19 protein-coding genes are annotated in these 16,788 nt (G+C 65.4%); 10 read left to right on the top strand and 9 right to left on the bottom strand.

From position 1 onward, the window contains the following. Positions 1 to 25: 25 nt before the first annotated feature. Complete coding sequence (locus ACRECX_RS03870) at positions 26 to 619, bottom strand: hypothetical protein (RefSeq protein ID WP_431557492.1); 594 nt, start codon at positions 617 to 619, stop codon at positions 26 to 28. 209 nt (positions 620 to 828) lie between these two features. Between ACRECX_RS03870 and ACRECX_RS03865 the strand changes: the two genes are divergently transcribed. Next, a complete protein-coding gene (locus ACRECX_RS03865) occupies positions 829 to 1,869 on the top strand; it encodes a glycoside hydrolase family 3 N-terminal domain-containing protein (RefSeq protein ID WP_431557491.1) in 1,041 nt (346 codons plus the stop codon). Between the two features lie 3 nt (positions 1,870 to 1,872). Here ACRECX_RS03865 and cydB read toward each other — a convergent pair whose 3' ends face one another. The 4 genes from cydB to ACRECX_RS03845 all read right to left on the bottom strand — a co-directional run bounded on the left by cydB (position 1,873) and on the right by ACRECX_RS03845 (position 5,794). After that, complete coding sequence (cydB, locus tag ACRECX_RS03860) at positions 1,873 to 2,907, bottom strand: cytochrome d ubiquinol oxidase subunit II (protein WP_431557490.1); 1,035 nt, start codon at positions 2,905 to 2,907, stop codon at positions 1,873 to 1,875. After that, on the bottom strand, positions 2,904 to 4,289 hold the full coding sequence (locus ACRECX_RS03855) for a cytochrome ubiquinol oxidase subunit I (protein WP_431557489.1): 1,386 nt from the start codon (positions 4,287 to 4,289) through the stop codon (positions 2,904 to 2,906). Before ACRECX_RS03855 ends, cydB begins: the two co-directional genes overlap by 4 nt. Positions 4,290 to 4,411: 122 nt before the next feature. Beyond that, positions 4,412 to 4,930 carry an O-acetyl-ADP-ribose deacetylase gene (locus ACRECX_RS03850; protein WP_431557488.1) on the bottom strand — a complete coding sequence of 173 codons (519 nt, stop codon included), beginning with the start codon at positions 4,928 to 4,930 and terminating at the stop codon, positions 4,412 to 4,414. Positions 4,931 to 5,002: 72 nt separating this feature from the next. Further along, entirely contained in the window at positions 5,003 to 5,794 is a 792-nt protein-coding gene (locus tag ACRECX_RS03845) for a c-type cytochrome (protein ID WP_431557487.1), read from the bottom strand. Between the two features lie 121 nt (positions 5,795 to 5,915). On the opposite strand from ACRECX_RS03845, the gene ACRECX_RS03840 reads away from it, so the two are divergent. The 6 genes from ACRECX_RS03840 (at position 5,916) to ispG (ending at position 10,878) form a co-directional block, all read left to right on the top strand. Further along, the gene (locus ACRECX_RS03840) at positions 5,916 to 6,353 is read left to right on the top strand and encodes a Fur family transcriptional regulator (RefSeq protein ID WP_431557486.1); all 438 of its coding nucleotides are present in this window, start codon (positions 5,916 to 5,918) and stop codon (positions 6,351 to 6,353) included. A gap of 162 nt (positions 6,354 to 6,515) precedes the next feature. Next, entirely contained in the window at positions 6,516 to 7,286 is a 771-nt protein-coding gene (gene aztA, locus ACRECX_RS03835) for a zinc ABC transporter ATP-binding protein AztA (RefSeq protein ID WP_431557485.1), read from the top strand. Next, on the top strand, positions 7,283 to 8,149 hold the full coding sequence (locus ACRECX_RS03830; RefSeq protein WP_431557484.1) for a metal ABC transporter permease: 867 nt from the start codon (positions 7,283 to 7,285) through the stop codon (positions 8,147 to 8,149). The genes aztA and ACRECX_RS03830 overlap by 4 nt, the downstream gene beginning before the upstream one ends. A 26-nt stretch (positions 8,150 to 8,175) precedes the next feature. Continuing rightward, positions 8,176 to 9,225 (top strand): metal ABC transporter substrate-binding protein, encoded by a 1,050-nt coding sequence (locus tag ACRECX_RS03825; protein ID WP_431557483.1) that lies wholly within the window; start codon positions 8,176 to 8,178, stop codon positions 9,223 to 9,225. A 3-nt stretch (positions 9,226 to 9,228) separates the two neighbouring features. Further along, the gene (locus tag ACRECX_RS03820; RefSeq protein ID WP_431557482.1) at positions 9,229 to 9,585 is read left to right on the top strand and encodes a hypothetical protein; all 357 of its coding nucleotides are present in this window, start codon (positions 9,229 to 9,231) and stop codon (positions 9,583 to 9,585) included. A 33-nt stretch (positions 9,586 to 9,618) separates the two neighbouring features. After that, positions 9,619 to 10,878, top strand: a complete 1,260-nt coding sequence (gene ispG, locus ACRECX_RS03815) for a flavodoxin-dependent (E)-4-hydroxy-3-methylbut-2-enyl-diphosphate synthase (protein ID WP_431557640.1) — start codon at positions 9,619 to 9,621, stop codon at positions 10,876 to 10,878. A 6-nt stretch (positions 10,879 to 10,884) separates the two neighbouring features. Here ispG and ACRECX_RS03810 read toward each other — a convergent pair whose 3' ends face one another. Both ACRECX_RS03810 and ACRECX_RS03805 read right to left on the bottom strand, forming a co-directional pair. Beyond that, the gene (locus tag ACRECX_RS03810) at positions 10,885 to 11,577 is read right to left on the bottom strand and encodes a DUF1345 domain-containing protein (protein ID WP_431557481.1); all 693 of its coding nucleotides are present in this window, start codon (positions 11,575 to 11,577) and stop codon (positions 10,885 to 10,887) included. A gap of 32 nt (positions 11,578 to 11,609) precedes the next feature. Further along, on the bottom strand, positions 11,610 to 12,503 hold the full coding sequence (locus tag ACRECX_RS03805; protein ID WP_431557480.1) for a polyprenyl synthetase family protein: 894 nt from the start codon (positions 12,501 to 12,503) through the stop codon (positions 11,610 to 11,612). A 189-nt stretch (positions 12,504 to 12,692) separates the two neighbouring features. On the opposite strand from ACRECX_RS03805, the gene mtgA reads away from it, so the two are divergent. The 3 genes from mtgA to ACRECX_RS03790 all read left to right on the top strand — a co-directional run bounded on the left by mtgA (position 12,693) and on the right by ACRECX_RS03790 (position 15,691). Beyond that, positions 12,693 to 13,334 carry a monofunctional biosynthetic peptidoglycan transglycosylase gene (gene mtgA / locus ACRECX_RS03800; RefSeq protein WP_431557479.1) on the top strand — a complete coding sequence of 214 codons (642 nt, stop codon included), beginning with the start codon at positions 12,693 to 12,695 and terminating at the stop codon, positions 13,332 to 13,334. Between the two features lie 102 nt (positions 13,335 to 13,436). Further along, positions 13,437 to 13,622, top strand: a complete 186-nt coding sequence (gene rpmF / locus ACRECX_RS03795; protein ID WP_431557478.1) for a 50S ribosomal protein L32 — start codon at positions 13,437 to 13,439, stop codon at positions 13,620 to 13,622. 308 nt (positions 13,623 to 13,930) lie between these two features. Next, entirely contained in the window at positions 13,931 to 15,691 is a 1,761-nt protein-coding gene (locus ACRECX_RS03790; RefSeq protein ID WP_431557477.1) for an EAL domain-containing protein, read from the top strand. Here ACRECX_RS03790 and ACRECX_RS03785 read toward each other — a convergent pair. Then, positions 15,688 to 16,218, bottom strand: a complete 531-nt coding sequence (locus tag ACRECX_RS03785) for a gamma-glutamylcyclotransferase (protein ID WP_431557476.1) — start codon at positions 16,216 to 16,218, stop codon at positions 15,688 to 15,690. The two genes, ACRECX_RS03790 and ACRECX_RS03785, sit on opposite strands and share 4 nt — an antisense overlap. 10 nt (positions 16,219 to 16,228) lie before the next feature. Further along, positions 16,229 to 16,723 carry a cupin domain-containing protein gene (locus ACRECX_RS03780; RefSeq protein ID WP_431557475.1) on the bottom strand — a complete coding sequence of 165 codons (495 nt, stop codon included), beginning with the start codon at positions 16,721 to 16,723 and terminating at the stop codon, positions 16,229 to 16,231. Positions 16,724 to 16,788: the final 65 nt, after the last annotated feature.

Raw genomic sequence — 16,788 nt, 5'->3', positions numbered from 1 at the left:
GTTCCTCTCGAAGCGAATCCCCTCGTCACCAGGAGGGGTTGGCGCACTGGACGCCCTTGGTGTCGGCCTTCGTGATCTTACCGGGCTCCGGCTTCGGCTCGGCCTCCGGGCCCGGTTCAGCCGTGGAGCCGGTTTCTGTTTCTGTTTCCGGCTCCGGCTCGGTTTCGTGCTTGAGCGCGATCTCCCAGGCACGGCGCACCTCGGTCCACCACTCTTTCGACTCTGGCCCCCTTGCATCCCCAATGAAGCGCAACGTGAAGTCATCGCCTTGCATGCAGGAAATGGAGACCGCGTAGCCCTTCCACGGCTTGGATATGACCAGTGCGTCCGTTACGACAAAGCTGCCCGTCGGTGTCTCCCGGCTCGTCAGCACGAGGGAGGTGCCGTCCTCACGCTGATACAGCCGGACATAGATAGGCGGGGAGACGAGGCCGCCGCCGAAATCGGTCCAATCCTCGATGTCAAGTTCGCCTTCGTAGGACTTGCCGAGGAGGCTTTCGACGAAGCTCGCGTCGGCGGATTCCTCCTCGGTCGGGGCCTTCGGCTCGGCAAGGGCCGGCCCCGCGAGGGCACCGGCAAGACCAAGGATGGATAGGGACGTCAAGATGATACTGTGCATTGGAAGTGCCCTGAGCTTACCCCCATCGTTGCTCCGCAGTTTATTCACAATCGCGGCAAAATTCGTCCCTAAAGCCACTGGTAATGTTCGCTCGATTCTTCCGTCGCCCCTGGATTATGGCTGCGCCCGCGGCGCTTTGCCTCTTTTGCCTTATGGGGCTGGGAACTCAGGCAGGCCCGCCGAAGTGCGAGACGCCGCGCCTTAACGCCATGATCGGTCAGATGATCATGGTGGGGTTCCCAGGCGCCGACGAGAAGGACGCTGGTGTCATCGCCGTGCGCCGGCAACTCGCTGACGGGGTCATCGGCGGTGTGGTGCTGTTCCCGGATAACATTGGGTCACCCGAGCAGCTCAAAAGTCTCATCGCCTACTTGCGCAATGCGCGCTCCACGCCGGCACCGTTCATCGCCGTCGATCAGGAAGGCGGCAAGGTGCAGCGGCTCGCGCGCCGGAACGGCCATCGCCATTTCCCCTCCGCGCGGAGCGTCGGGAGAAATCCGGCCTATGCGTCGCCGGAAGCGGCCAAGCGGCTCTACGCCGAGCTGGCGGCGGAGCTCGCCGAGGCCGGCTTCAACATGAATCTCGGCCCGGTCGTCGATCTCAATCTCAACCCGAGCAACCCGGTGATCGGCGCGCGGGACCGGAGCTTCGGCGCCGACCCGAACATCGTGACGGCGCTCGCCACCGCCTTCATCAAGGCGCACCGCGCGGCCAACATCGTCACCGTCGCAAAACATTTCCCCGGCCACGGCTCGAGCGTCGCGGACAGCCACAAGGCGCTTGCTGACATCTCCGAGACATGGCGCGCGGTCGAACTGGTGCCTTATCAGAGGCTCGCCAAGGATGGTCTGCTCGATGCGGTGATGGTCGGCCATCTCTACCATCCGCGCTTCAGCGATCGGGAAATGCTGCCGGCCTCGCTGTCGGCCAAGGCCATGCGGGCGCTAAGGGAGAAGAGTTGGATCAATTTCGGTGGCATCGTGATCAGCGACGACATGGAGATGGGTGCGGTGCGTGACGACTTCACAATGGACGACCTGGTCACAAAGGCCATCAACGCCGGGACAGACCTCCTCGTGTTCTCAAATCAGCAGTCGCACGATTCAGAGCTTGGGACGCACGTCCATGCCGCTATCGCCAGGGCAGTGTGCGAGGGACGCGTCTCACGGTCCCGCATCGAGCAGGCTTACGGCAGGATCATGCTGCTCAAGCGGCGGCTACAGCAGAAGGACCTCGCCGGCAAGTGGTGAGGCTTAGTGATAGGCGTCGTGTTCCGGCGCGTCCCACAGCGCATAATAGGAGTACGCGGTGTAGCCGAGGATGATGGGGAGCAAGGGGACCGCGCCGTACAACATGAAGAGCTGCGAGTCCGGCGCGGCGGCGGCCTGCCAGATGGTGATGTCGGGCGGGATGATGTAAGGGAACAGGCTCACCGCGAGCCCGATGTAGCACAGCATAAAGAGCGCGGTGCCCCACAGGAACGGCGCGTAGCGCTGGCGCTTCTCGAGCGCCCGCCACAAGCCATAGACGGCGGCGGCGGTGATCAGCGGCACCGGGCTGAACATCACCATGTTGCCCGGCGAGAACCAGCGCGCGGCGATCTCCGGGTGCAGGAATGGCGTCCATAGGCTGAAGACGACAATGAAGAACGCCACGGCGACGAGCGCATAGCGCGCCACCTTGTAGGCCCAGTCGCGCAAGGCATCGTCCGCCTTCATGATCAGCCATCCTGCCGACAGCAGCACGTAGCCCGCCAGCACCGCGATGGAGGTGACGACGGAGAACGGCGACAGCCAGTCGAACGCGCCGCCGGAGAATTGATTGTTCGTCACGGCGAAGCCCTGGACGAAGGCGCCGATGATCGCGCCCTGCGTGAGCGCGGCCAAGGTCGAGCCGCCGGCGAAGGCGAGATCCCAGGCCCAGCGGTAGCGGCTCGACTTGAAGCGGAACTCGAAGGCCACGCCGCGCAGGATGAGCCCCATCAGCATTAGGATGATGGGAATGTAGAGGGCCGGCAACATCACCGCGTAGGCGAGGGGAAAGGCGGCGAGCAGCCCGCCGCCGCCGAGCACGAGCCAGGTCTCGTTGCCGTCCCAGAACGGCGCCACCGACGCCATCATGGCGTCGCGGTCGCGATGGGACGGGGCGAGCGGGAAGAGGACGCCGAGCCCGAGATCGTAGCCGCCAAGCAGCACGTAGAGGAACACGGCCAGCGCAAGGATCGCGGCCCAGGCGAGCGGCAAGAGGATGGGAATGGCCTGAGCGATGTCCATGCTGGCGGCTGTCATGGGGCCCCCGCTGCTGCCATGGGCCGGCGCGACGGATCGCCTTCGCCTTCTTCGGGCAATGGCGGCGTCTCGTCAGGCCCGCGTCGCACGATCTGCGCCATGTAGTAGATGCCGGCGCCGAAGATGATGCCATAGACGATGACGAAGAGAATGATGGAGGCCAGGACGCTGCCGCCGGGAACGGGCGATACGGCGTCCGCCGTGCGCAGCACGCCGTAGACCACCCAGGGCTGGCGGCCGACTTCGGCCACGAACCAGCCGGCGAGCACGGCGATGAATCCGAGCGGCGCGGCCCAAGTCATCGCGCGCAGGAACCAGCGCGTGGTGTAGAGCCGGCCCATCAGCCACAGCACCGCGCCGATGAACCCAAGCGCGATCATGATGAAGCCGATGCCGACCATGATGCGGAACGAGAAGAATGGGATGACCGGATTAGGTCGGTCCTCGGGCGGGAACGATTTCAGTCCCCTGATTTCGCCGTCCCACTCATGAGTCAGGATCAGGCTGCCGAGCTCGGGAATGGCGATCTCGTAGAGATTGCTTTCGGTCTTCGTATCGGGCCAGGCGAACAGGATGAGCGGCGCGCCGCGCTGCGTCTCCCAATGGGCCTCGACCGCGGCGATCTTGGCCGGCTGATGCTCGCGCGCATTGAGCCCGTGCATGTCGCCGATGACGAGCTGGAGCGGTGCGAGCCAGACGATGAGGCTGAGCGCCATGCCGAGCATGATGCGGCCATGGGCAACGCATCTGTCGCGCAAGATGTACCAGGCGCCGATGCCACCGACCACGAACGCCGTGGTGAGATAGGCGGCCGCCAACATGTGGGTCAGGCGATAGGGGAAGGACGGGTTGAAAATGACGGCCCACCAATCGGCGACGTGCAAGATGCCCTGATCGTCGATGCGATGGCCTTGCGGCGTCTGCATCCAGCTGTTGGCGGAGAGAATCCAGAACGCCGAGATCACCGTGCCGAGCGCCACCATGCAGGTGGCGAAGAAATGCACCCATTTCGGCACGCGGTCCCGGCCGAACAGCATGATTCCCAGGAAGCCAGCCTCGAGGAAGAAGGCGGTCAGCACCTCGTAGGACATCAGAGGGCCGATGACGTTGCCGCCGCGCCGCGACAGCTCGCTCCAATTGGTGCCGAACTCGTAGGACAGCACCACGCCCGACACGACGCCCATGCCGAACGATATGGCGAAGATCTTGGTCCAGTGGCGGGAGATGTCGGCGTAGATCGGCTTGCCGGTCTTGAGCCACAACGCCTCGAGCACCACGAGCCACGCGGCGAGGCCGATGGTGAAGGAGGGAAAGAGAATGTGGAAGGAGATCGTGAACGCGAACTGGATGCGCGACAAAAGAAGCGGATCGAGCTCGAACATCTCGGTTCCCACCTGCCCAGCGTCGATGGCCGCCTTGGCGGCGACTCATCGTCCCGAAGCAACCCTACCTGGGTTTGACCGCTAATCCTAGGCGGTGCGTGGCCGCATCGATGGCTCAGGCCTTAGGTCGCCTTAGCGGCGAGGGCGGCCTCGTGATGTGCCCGCGAGTCGGCGCCGAAGCAGCAGAGCACCACGCGTTCGACGGAGGGAAATTCGGCGAGTGTCTCGCGCACGGTACGAACCGCAATCAGCGCGGCGCGGTCCGGCGGAAAGCCGTAGATCCCGGTGGAGATGGCGGGGAAGGCGATGGAGGCGAGGTCGTATTGCGCAGCCAGCATAAGACTGTTGCGGTAGCAATTCGCGAGCAGTTGGCCCTCGTTGCGCTCGCCGCCGCCCCAGACCGGGCCCACGGCATGAATGACGAAACGGGTCGGCAGATTGAAGCCCGGCGTGATCTTGGCCTCTCCCGTGGCGCAGCCGCCAAGCGCGGCGCAAGCCTTGGCGAGCTCAGGCCCGGCGGCGCGGTGAATGGCGCCGCACACGCCGCCGCCAGGCGCAAGCTGCGCATTGGCGGCGTTGACGATGGCGTCGAGGTTGAGCTTGGTGATATCGCCTTCGACAATCTCGATGCGCTGGGACATGCGTCATTGCACGCCGTGCGCCAGGCAGAATCAAGTGCGCCGAGAGTGATCGACTGCGCTACTGTAGTGGACCTACTGGGCCGCGGCGGCTTTCGGCGGATTGACCGACCAGATCCAGGCGATGATCTTCCACATATCGTCGTTGGATTTGACGATACCTCCCATAGGCGGCATGGGCCCGACGACGTTCTCCGAGCCTTTGCGCGTATAGCCCTGCTTCTGAAAATCAACGGTGCCAAGCGCAATTAGGCGGAACAGCGTATCGCCGTCATTGCCGTAGACCCAGACAGGATTGGTGAGGGGCGGCCCCATGCCGCCGCCGCCGCCGCCGCCATGGCAGCCGTTGCAGCCGGCCGCCATGTATTTCTTGTGGCCATCCTCGGCGACGGATGCGTAGTCGCCGGCGTAGGGACTCTTCAGACTGCCCTTCTCGGCGGCCTTCGCGGTTTCGAGCGGATTGCCGGCAGGATCGACAGAGGCCGCTTCGCCATCGGGCTTGTCGGTAGCCTCATCAGCGGGCTTCTCGCTACCCGCAGTTTCGTCCTTCCCTTCGCCTGCCGGTTCGCCGGCAGCTGCGCTTTCGTCCTTGGGAGGCTCGGCGGTGGAGTCTTCACCAGCCGCTTGGTTCTCCTCAGTGCCCTGGCTTGCCTCGACGCTTTCTTCGGCGTCGGGCTTGGCCTCATCGGGTGCTGTGGGTGCTTCGGCAGTCGGCGCTTCGGCTTTGGGCGGGGCGGCGTCGGCGACCGTGGTGTCGGCCGTCATGGTTGCCGCCAGCCAATCGCGTCCGCCGGTCATCACGAGCAGAGACCAGGCAACGAAGGTGATGCCAATCACCAGAAGAATGATCGTCAGCACTCTCAACATGGCGTTTCCTCATCGCGTTCAGTTCGCTCGCACGGGTGCTCCGCGCCGGGCCTCCGCCATGGGCACAACGGCTGCCGGCGGTGCGTTGTTCCTATTATTTGCTCCTTGACGGGCGGCATCAATGTTATGTTATATCATCGTAATGAATGCGCCCCACTATGATCACGCGCCCAAACTCTCGCGCAATCAGAGCGAAATTCTCGCCTGCCTGCGCAAGACGGGCGAGCCGATGAGCGCCTATGCCATCCTCGACCGGGTGCGTAAGGCGGGCATTTCGCATCCGCCCACGGTCTACCGAGCGCTGAACGATCTCATGCAGAAGGGCATGGTGCACCGGCTCCAGTCGCGCTCTGCGTTCGTCGCCTGCGGTCACGGTGCTTGCGACGGCAAATTCGCCTTCGCCATTTGCCGTGCCTGCGACAAGGTCGTGGAGATCTCCCTGTCCGACGAGGATCAGGCGACGCTGCTCGGGCTCGCGCCGCACGAGATCACTGCCGAGCAAGTGACGGTCGAAATCGCCGGGCTGTGCGAGGACTGCCGGCCGGCGCGACAGGCCTAGCAAAGAGGGAATTCGGCACGTGCGGTCGCGTGGAGCAGTGGAGCGGCGCGGACACGCGGTGGGGAGCGGATTTTCGCTGTTGCGCGCCTCGGTGCCGGCGCGGCTCGCCATGGTCGCAGTAACCGCCGGCGTCCTATGGCTCGCTGTCTTCTGGGCCTTGACATGACGCCGCGCCCCGCCGCCGCCATCACGTTTCGCGATTTGACGCTCGGCTACGACCGCCACCCTGCCGTGCATCACATCACCGGCGAGGTCGCGCGCGGCGAGCTTCTCGCCGTGGTCGGCCCCAACGGCGCCGGCAAGTCGACCTTGCTCAAAGGCATCATCGGCGAGCTCAAGCCCTTGAGCGGCAGCCTTGCCCTCGACGGCCTTACCAAGCGCGACATCGCCTATCTGCCGCAGGTCATCGAGATCGACCGCTCCTTCCCCATTTCCGTGTTCGACTGCGTCGCCATGGGGTTGTGGCGGGAGACCGGCGCGTGGGGCGGCTTCGATGCGCGTAACAGGCACGACATCGTCCACGCGCTTCAGACGGTTGGTCTGGTCGAGCTTGCCGACCGGGCGGTGGGCACCCTCTCGGGCGGCCAGTTCCAACGGGTCCTATTCGCGCGGCTCCTGCTACAGAACGCGGCGGTGATCCTGCTCGATGAGCCGTTCCGCGCCGTCGATACCAAGACCGTCGCCGACCTGATCGCCCTGATCGAGCGCTGGCACCGCGAGGGCCGCACCGTGCTGGCGGCGCTGCACGACATCGAGCAGGTGCGCGCACATTTTCCGCGCGCCTTGCTCTTGGCGCGCGAGGTGGTTGCCTGGGGCGAGACGCGCCAGGTGCTGACGCCGGCCAATCTGACCAAGTCGCGCCAGCTCACCGAGGCGTTCGATTCGCATGCCGATGTTTGCGCGCGCGAGGAGAGGGAGCGCGAGATCGCATGATCGACGCCCTCGTGCAGCCGTTCATCGAGTTTGCCTTCATGCGCCGGGCGCTGGTCGGCTCGCTCGCCATTTCACTCACCGCGCCGCCGATCGGCGTATTCCTCGTGCTGCGGCGCATGAGCCTGATGGGCGATGCCATGGGCCACGCCATCCTGCCCGGGGCGGCGATCGGCTATCTGCTCGCCGGGCTGTCGCTCACCGCCATGAGCCTCGGCGGCTTCGCCGCGGGGTTTGCGGTGGCGCTCGCCGCGGGCCTCGTCGCCCGTTCCACCGTGTTGCGCGAAGACGCGAGCCTTGCCGGCTTCTATCTTCTGTCGCTTGCGCTCGGGGTCATGATCATCTCGGTCAAAGGCAGCAATGTCGATCTGCTCCACGTACTGTTCGGCACGGTGCTCGCGCTCGACGATGCGGCGCTCATTCTCATTGCCACCATCGCCACCGTGTCGCTCGCCACCTTGGCGGTGATCTACCGGCCGCTGGTGCTCGAATGCTTCGACCCGCAATACTTGCGCTCGGTAAGCCCGTTGAGCTCGCCGACCCACCTCCTATTCCTCGTGCTCGTGGTGCTGAACCTGGTTGCCGGGTTCCAGGCACTCGGCACTTTAATGGCGGTGGGCATCATGCTGCTGCCGGCGGTGGCGGCGCGGTTCTGGACCGAGGACATCTCGGGCATGATCGGGGTCGCGGTCGGCGTCGCCTTCGCGGCGAGCTTGGGCGGCCTCCTCGTGTCCTACTACGCCAACGTGCCGACGGGACCCGCCGTCATTCTCGGCTGCGGCGCGTTCTACCTCTTGTCCATGTTTGCCGGCGTGAAGGGCGGCCTCCTCTGGAACCTCATGCCGCGCAAGCATCTCGAAGCCTGATCGCCTTTTTGAAGGAGTCGCTCGTCATGAAACATCGCATTCTCGGTTGCCTGGCCTTCGGCGTTGCAGTTCTCGGCTTTTCGGTCGCGCCGCACGCCGACGAGAAAGTCAAGGCCGTCACCTCGTTCAGCGTGCTCGGCGACATGGTGCAACAAGTCGGCGGCGACCGGGTCGAGGTCACCATGCTGGTCGGCCCGAACGGCGATGCGCATGTGTTCAGTCCGACGCCCGCTGACGCCAAGATGCTGGCAGGCGCCGACGTGTTCTTCGTCAACGGCCTCGGCTTCGAGGGTTGGCTCGAGCGGCTCGAGACGTCGTCAGGCTTCAAGGGGACGACCGTGGTGACGAGCAAAGGCGTCAAGCCGCTGACCATGGAGGAGGGTCATCACCACCATGGCGAAGAGGCCGAGGACGAGCATGGCCACGATGAGCATGCGAAGGGCGAGGATCACGACGAGCACGACCACGATGAGCACGCCAAGGCCGAGGGGCATGACGAGCACGACCACGACGAACATGCCAAGGCTGAGGATCACGACGAGGACGAGGTGAGCGATCCGCACGCCTGGCAGAACCTCGCCAACGGCAAGATTTATGTCACCAATATCCGCGATGCCCTGATTGCCGCCGACCCGGAAGGCAAGGCGGTCTACGAGGCCAATGCCGCCAGATATCTCGCCGCCCTCGAAGCGGAGGACAAAGCGGTAAAGGCGGCGGTCGCGAGCCTGCCCGAGGCGCGGCGGAAAATCATCACCAGCCACGATGCCTTCGGCTACTTCGCGGATGCCTACGGGCTCGAGGTCATCGCGCCGGAAGGCGTGAGCACCGAGAGCGAGGCGTCCGCGCAAGACGTGGCCAAGATCATCCGCCAGATCAGGGAGGAGAAGATTCCGGCGGTGTTCCTGGAGAACGTCACCGACCGGCGCCTGCTCGATCAGATCGCCGCCGAGACCGGCGCCAAGATCGGAGGTGTGCTCTATTCGGACGCTCTATCCGACGCGGACGGTCCGGCGCCGACCTATCTCGACATGTTCCGCCACAATATCGGAACGCTGACCGCGGCGTTGTCGTCGTAATCGATGGTGGCCTCCGCCAGGCCATGGCTGTGGCTGGCGATCGCGGCCGTCGTGTCGTTCATCGTGGTGGCGGCGCTGATCCCGGTGGATTGGCAGGTCCGGCTCGGCCTGCATTGGCTCATCGAGCATTTCCTCGGGTTCTTCGTGCTCACGACGCTTGTCTGCTTCGCCTGGCCGCGGCCGATGGTTGTGGCGGCCGTGCTCCTGCCGTTCGCCCTGCTCGTGGAGGCGGCGCAGATGATGACCCCGGACCGCGTTGCCGACCCCGCCACGGCGCTCAGCGCCGCGGCCGGCGTGGCGGTGGCGGCGCTCCTGGCCGATGCCGTCCTTGCCTGGCGGAAAAGCCGCAGAAAAGCCTGAGGCCGGGGCGGTGGCAAAAGCCCCACAAATGTGATGTATCCTAGGCCCATGGAGATGAAAGCGCGGAACCGCACGATTCCGGTCAGGATCGGCAACGTGACCTTGGGCGGCGGCGCCCCCATCGTCGTCCAGTCCATGACCAACACCGACACGGCGGACGTGGAAGCGACGGTCGCGCAGGTGGCGGCGCTGGCGCGCGCCGGCTCTGAGCTGGTGCGGGTGACGGTGGACCGGGCTGAAGCCGCGGTGGCCGTACCGCATATCCGCGAGCGGCTCGATGCCATGGGCGCCGATGTGCCGCTGATCGGCGACTTCCACTATAACGGCCACACGCTGCTCGCCGAGCATCCGGCCTGCGCGGAGTCTCTCGCCAAATACCGCATCAACCCGGGCAATGTCGGCTTCAAGGACAGGCGCGACAAGCAATTCTCGCAGATCATCGAGATCGCGCTCAAGAACGACAAGCCGGTGCGCATCGGGGTGAACTGGGGGAGCCTCGACCAGGATTTGCTCACGCGGCTGATGGACGAGAACGCGGCGCGCCCCGAACCGCAGGATGCGCGCCAAGTGATGCACGAGGCCATCGTGCAGTCGGCGCTGCTCAGCGCCGAGCGCGCGCAAGAACTTGGCCTGGGCGCGGACAAGATCGTGCTGTCGGCCAAGGTCTCCGCCGTGCAGGACCTCATCGCGGTCTACACTATGCTTGCGGAGCGCTCGGAGCTTGCGCTCCATCTCGGGCTGACCGAGGCGGGCATGGGCTCGAAAGGCATCGTCGCCTCGTCGGCCGCGCTGTCGGTGCTGCTCCAGCACGGCATCGGCGACACGATCCGCATCTCATTGACGCCGGAGCCGGGCGGCGATCGCACGCTCGAGGTCAAGGTGGCGCAGGAGCTGCTCCAGAGCATGGGCTTCCGCGCGTTCGTGCCGCTGGTCGCGGCCTGCCCCGGCTGCGGGCGCACCACGTCAACCACATTCCAGGAACTCGCCCGCGACATCCAGGACTTCATCCGCGACCAGATGCCGGAGTGGAAGCGCCGCTATCCGGGGGTGGAGAACCTTACCGTCGCGGTGATGGGCTGCATCGTCAACGGGCCCGGCGAGTCGAAGCACGCCGATATCGGCATCTCTCTGCCGGGCACCGGCGAAGCGCCGGCCGCACCCGTGTTCATCGACGGCAAGAAGGTCACGACCTTGCGTGGGCCCGGCGCCGCGGCCGAATTCAAGCAGATGGTGCTCGACTATATCGAGCGCCGCTACGGCCAGGGCACGGCCGGCCGCACCGCCGCGGAGTGACGCCAGCTACTTCATCCTGACGGCGTCGCCGGCGATCGAGACGGTTAGCGCGATCATCGTCACATTGAATATGAACGAGACCATGCCGTGCGCGGTCACGGTCTGGCGGATGTTGCGCGAGGTTACCGGCACGTCGGACACCGCGGTCGCGGTGCCGATAGCGAAGGCGAAGTAGACAAAATCCCAATAGGTCGGGTCGCCGCCGCCGGGAAAACGCAGGCCGCCGCCTTTGCCGCGATGCTCCGCGTAATATTCATGCGCGTAGTGCAGAGCGAACATGATGTGGACGAACACCCAAGACAACAAGGTGGTGAGGAACAAGAGCGCAAGGACGCGCGGCGCCACGGTCTCGCTTTCCGAGGCGGTGCGTAGCCAGAAGATGATGGCGCCGAGGCTCGCCAGCGCCGCGGTCACGATCAGGACGGGAATGGTGATGCGGCCCTCGTCCTGAAGCGCCGACTCGCGGCGCACGCGGCCGGGATCGGACATGACGATCATCCACATCACAAGTGCGAGGTAGAGCGCAACGCCCGCGTCCCAGCCTATGAGCAGCCGGGACACGAGGCGGTAGTTGTCGGGCAGGAACAGCACGAGCACGACGCAGACGAGAACCGAGAACAGGAGCCGCCAGCGCGCCTGGAGGAAGCGCGATACGCGCGTATCCCGGAAGCGATGGTGCGGCACCGGTGGCGTGGCCATGCGCGCCATTCGATATGGATTCGCCGCTTCCCTCAAGCGCGCCGTTCGGCGACGAAGCGTGCGGCGTCGACCAACATTTCGCCCTTGTCGCCGAACGGCTTGAGGGCGTGCTCCGCCTCGGCGACGAGGCCGGCGAGGTGCGCCTTGGCGCCATCGACCCCGAGCGCCGCGACGAGGGTCGCCTTGCCGCGGCCGGCATCCTTGGCTACGGCCTTGCCGAGCGCCTCGGCGTTGCCGTGCGCATCGAGCAGATCGTCGGCGAGCTGGAAGGCCTGGCCGAAGGCGCCGGCATAAGCCTTCAGTGCCGCCCTGGCCGGCTCGTCGGCGCGGCCGAGCGCGGCGCCCGCCTCGCAAGAGAAGCGGAACAGAGCTCCGGTCTTCAGGGTCTGCATGCGGGCAATGTCCTCGGGCGAGAAGTCATGATGCGCGGCGCTGAGGTCGAGCGCCTGGCCCAAGGCCATGCCGTGCCAGCCGGCGGCGCGCGCCAGCATGAGGACAAGCTCGGCGCGGATGGCTGGGTCGTCATGGGTTTCTGGCGCGCTCAGGATCTCGAAGGCGAGGGTGAGCAGCGCATCGCCGGAAAGGATAGCGGTCGCCTCGTCGAAGGCGACGTGAAGGGTGGGCCGTCCGCGGCGTAGCGCATCGTCGTCCATGGCAGGCAGGTCGTCGTGCACGAGGGAATAGCAGTGGACACATTCGAGCGCGCAGGCCGCGTCGAGCGCCGAGGCCTCCTCCATGCCGAACAGGCGCGCGGACTGGATCAAGAGGAATGGCCGCAAGCGCTTGCCGCCGCCGAGCGCGGCGTAGCGCATCGCCTCGCCAAGCTCGACGCCGCCCGGAGGGACGGTCTCGCCGGCGGCTAGAAGCTCGCCGAGCCGCTGCTCGACGGCCCAGGCGGTGCGTTCGAGTTCCGCAAGAAAGGTCATGTCGCGGAGAGGCATAAACGAGCCATGTCATTGCCGCAAATCTGGCAAGTAAAGCCATAGTTTCAGTCGGGCGTTGCCCGAGGCAGCGGCCGGAGGGTAGAACCCGACGCCATGGCGACTCAGGGGGCTCGAAAGCGCAAGAAAAGGCGGGGCTGGAGGCATCCCTGGCTGCGGCGCGCGGGCCTCGCCTTGCTGATCGCAGCCGGCGCGCTCCTGCTTTCCATTCCGATCTTCCGTTTCGTCAATCCGCCGATCACCACCGTCATGCTGGTGGACAAGCTGAGGGGCGCCACGCTCAAGCGCCAATGGGTGCCGCTCGAGGACATCTCCCCGCATCTCCGCCTCGCGGTGGTATCGAGCGAGGACGGCAATTTCTGCCAGCACTGGGGGGTGGACTGGGCCGCGGTCAAGGAGGCGGTCGAGGCGGCCAACAGTCTCAAGGGTGTGCGCGGCGCCAGCACGATCCCCATGCAGACGGCGAAGAACCTCTATCTGTGGAAGCGGCGGAGCTATGTGCGAAAAGTGCTGGAGGTGCCGCTCGCCTATCTCATGTCGGCGATCTGGACGAGGCGTCGCATGCTGGAAGTCTATCTCAACATCGCGCAATGGGGGCCGGGCGTGTTCGGCGCCGAGGCGGCGAGCCGGTACTATTTCAACAAGCCGGCGAAGGCGCTGACCAGGCGCGAGGCGGTTCTGCTTGCCGTGGCGCTGCCCAATCCGCATTTGCGCAACCCGGGCAAGCCGAGCCGCAGGATGCTTTTGATCGCCAATGCGGTCGAGCGCCGCATGCCGATCATGGTCGGGCGGTCGGACTGCGTCTTGAAACCCTGAGAAAGGTGGGGTATCGGCCCTGGCCAGGGATTACGATTGCCCCTATAAGGGCGCCACGTCAGGCCACGCGTGATGAGCGGGGCATTTTGAGGTTCTACGAAAATGGCTGTTCCTAAGAGAAAGACCTCCCGCATGAAGCGGGGCAACCGGCGGAGCCACGATGCGGTGAAGGCGCCGGCCTATGTCGAGGACAAGGATTCCGGCGAGCTACGCCGGCCCCACCATATCGACCTAAAGTCGGGCCGCTATCGCGGCCGCCAGGTGATCGCCGTCAAGGAAGAGGCGTAAGAGCGCGGGGCTATGCCCCGTCTCGACGTGGCACGCTGGGCCCAATCTGGGCCTCGTGATCGCAATAGGCCGCGCGCCTTCGCGGGGATAACGCCCCTTGCCCCCGCGGTGCAGCGATCGGCGCAAAGCATTTGTCAACCAAGCCCAATGAAAGGCGCCGCGCAGCGCGTCCCGGCCGGTATTCCTGAGCCCCTGAAGAGGGGCGGGCTTTCGGTTTCTTAAGCCTTGTCGCCTAGCCTCTCCAGTCAATAACCGAGACGCCAAAAGGCGCTCCCATGGTGGGTCCATGGAAATGAAGGGGGCAGTCAGTGAGTCCATCCTCCAAGGAGCTTACCGGCAGCGGAAGCGTGGTTGATTTCGACCAGCGCAACGGTGGGCCGGATCAACCGCTCGACGTCGAGCAGGTGCTGGAAAGCGTCCGCGCTACGGCATACCGGTGGGACTTTGCCAATGATACGATCGAGTGGGCGGACAATGCCGCAGGGCTGCTCGGCGTGGACGACATCGCCAAGCTCCGCAAGGCCCGGGCTTTCGCGCTGCATATCGACCCCGAGCATGCCGGCGCGCGCTATGACAGTATAACCGGCGGCCCACATGCCGAGCCAAGCGCGGCGCTGCGCTACAATTTGTTCTATCGCTTCCTGCCGCAAGGACGGCGCGGCAAGGCGACGTTATGGGTCGAGGACACGGGCGTCTGCTTCACCGACGCCGACGGGCGTCCCGTCCAGGCACAAGGCACCTTGCGGGTTACCGAGGACCGCCGCCAGCAGGAGCGCGCGCAGTTCCACGGCAATCACGACGAACTCACCGGACAGCTCAACCGCACGCGCCTCACCGAGGCGCTGACCGGTCTCTTGTCCAACGCGTCGCGCGCGCATGAGAACGGCGCCTTTCTACTTGCCGGCGTCAACGACCTTACCTTGATCAACGAGACCTACGGCTTCGACGTCGGCGACGAAGTGATCGCCATTGTCGGGCGCAGGCTCGGGGGCGCTCTGCGCGGCAACGACTGTATCGGCCGGTTCTCGTCCAACAAGTTCGGCGTCGTACTGCACAATTGCGACGCGGACGGTGTCGAGGCCATCGCGCGGCGCCTCATGGCCACGATAGGAGACAGTGTCATTGACACCAGCGTCGGCGCGGTGGCGACGACGATCTCGGTAGGAGCGGTACTGCTTCCTGAAAACGCGAGCAGTGCCCAATGCGCCATCGCCCGTGCTCTGCAGGCTCTCGATGCCGGACGCACCAGCCGCAGCGACCGATATAACCGCTATGCTCCCTGCGAGCGGCGGGAGTCCGAGCGCCGGCGCAACGTCGCGATCGCCGACGAAATCATTCGTGCTCTCAACGACCGCCGCATGATGATCGCGCTGCAGCCGATCGTTTCGTCGCGCAGCCATGAGCCGGAGCTATACGAGTGCTTGCTGCGCATGCGGCGGCTCGACGGCACGGTGATGAGCGCGAGCGAGTTCATTCATGTCGCCGAGCAGTTCGGGCTTGCCAAGCTCATCGACTATCGCGTTCTCGAGCTCGCCACGGAACTGTTGCGTGCGTCGCCGAAGATCAAGCTCGCGCTCAACGTGTCGTCGGCAACCGCCACCGACTCGCAATGGATGGAGGCGCTTGAAGGCTTTACCGGCAAGGACAGGTCGCTTACCGAGCGGCTGACCGTGGAGATCACCGAGACGGCGGCCATCTCCGACGTCAAGGCGACGATCAAATTCGTGAGCACCCTGAAGGGGCTTGGCTGCCGCGTGGCGCTCGACGATTTCGGCGCAGGCTATACGTCGTTCCGCTCCTTGCGCGAGCTCGGCGTCGACATGGTCAAAATCGACGGTTCGTTCATCCAGAATCTCGGCACCGACGCCGAGGACGAGATGTTCGTGCGCACGCTCATTGACCTCGCCCGCAGCTTCGGCGTGGTCACCGTCGGCGAGTGGGTGTGCGACGAGAGGACCGTCCAGCTTCTGGAGAAGGCGGGCGTGGCGTACATGCAGGGCTATTTCTTCGGCGCACCCGAGCTGCTGAAAGAGACCGCCCAGTCGAAGCCGGCAAAGCCGACCGCCTAAGTCGGGGCGGCGAGCCGCGCGGCGAGCGCCATCAGCTCGACGTCGTGGATGCCGGCCTCCTCCAGGTGGCGCACCGTGTTCAGCACATATTCGATGTTGGCGCCGGAGCGGCCGACCGCCGCGCGCACGAGGCGCGCCTGCGCGTCGATGGAGAGCTTTCCAGCATATTGCGGGTGCGCCCGGTCGACGATGTAGCACAGCGCCTCAAGCTCCCGGCCTGAGCCGTCGAGCAGGCTGACGGGCCGGTAGTCCTCCACATAAACCTCGGTGATCTGCTCGCGCTCGCGCAGATAGGCTAGGGTCAGGTCCCGCTTGGCGTCGGGCACGCGGAAGGCGACGCCGCGGCAGGCGCCGCCTTCGTCGAGGCCGAGCACGAGGCCCGGCGCCTCGGTCGTGCCGCGATGGTGGAACGAGTAGATGCAGAGCGAGCGATGGGCGCCGATCAACGCGGCCGACGCACTCTCCGCGAATTCGAAACCGGGCCGCCACATCAGCGAGCCGTAGCCGAACACCCAAAGCTCAGTCATGCGCCACGTCTTAGTCGCTTTCTTCCGTCCTCAGAAGGTCGGTCGACACGAGCATGGTGGTCTCGTCGCCGTGGTTCTGCCACCAATGCGACAGTCCCGGCCCCTCGGCGACATAGTCTCCGGCTTTGTAGGTCACCGGCACGGCACAGTTCGACGCATATTCGGTGAGCTCGCCTTTGATCACGTACATGATGGCGGGGCGGTCATCGTGGCTATGCCACGGCACGACGGTGCCCGGCTCGATCATGAGGGTGCGCGTGCGGAGCACCCGGCCCTTGATGTTGAAAGGCTCCTTGTCGATCTCGACCGTGGCGATGGTCTCGTCGACGATGCCTTCGGTCGCCAGCTGGGCGCCGTCCCAAATCTTGTCGCTCGGCGGAGGCCGGACCCCTGCTTTCTTGTGCTCGGGCGGGCATTTAGCGGCCAAAGCCGGCATGGCTGCCAACATCACGCCGGCAACAAGCAGGCTCAGGCCAAGCGGATCCGTCAGCTTGAAGTGAATCATGTCGGTTAGCTCCATTTGCGGCGGGAAGCCGATCATGCGCCGCAGGTCGCGAAGGGCAAGCTATC

The organism is Methyloceanibacter sp., assembly GCF_050726195.1.
In the GTDB taxonomy this organism is placed as follows: domain Bacteria; phylum Pseudomonadota; class Alphaproteobacteria; order Rhizobiales; family Methyloligellaceae; genus Methyloceanibacter.
Note: the sequence above shows the minus strand (reverse complement) of the source record. Positions and strands in the feature narration are given on the sequence as shown.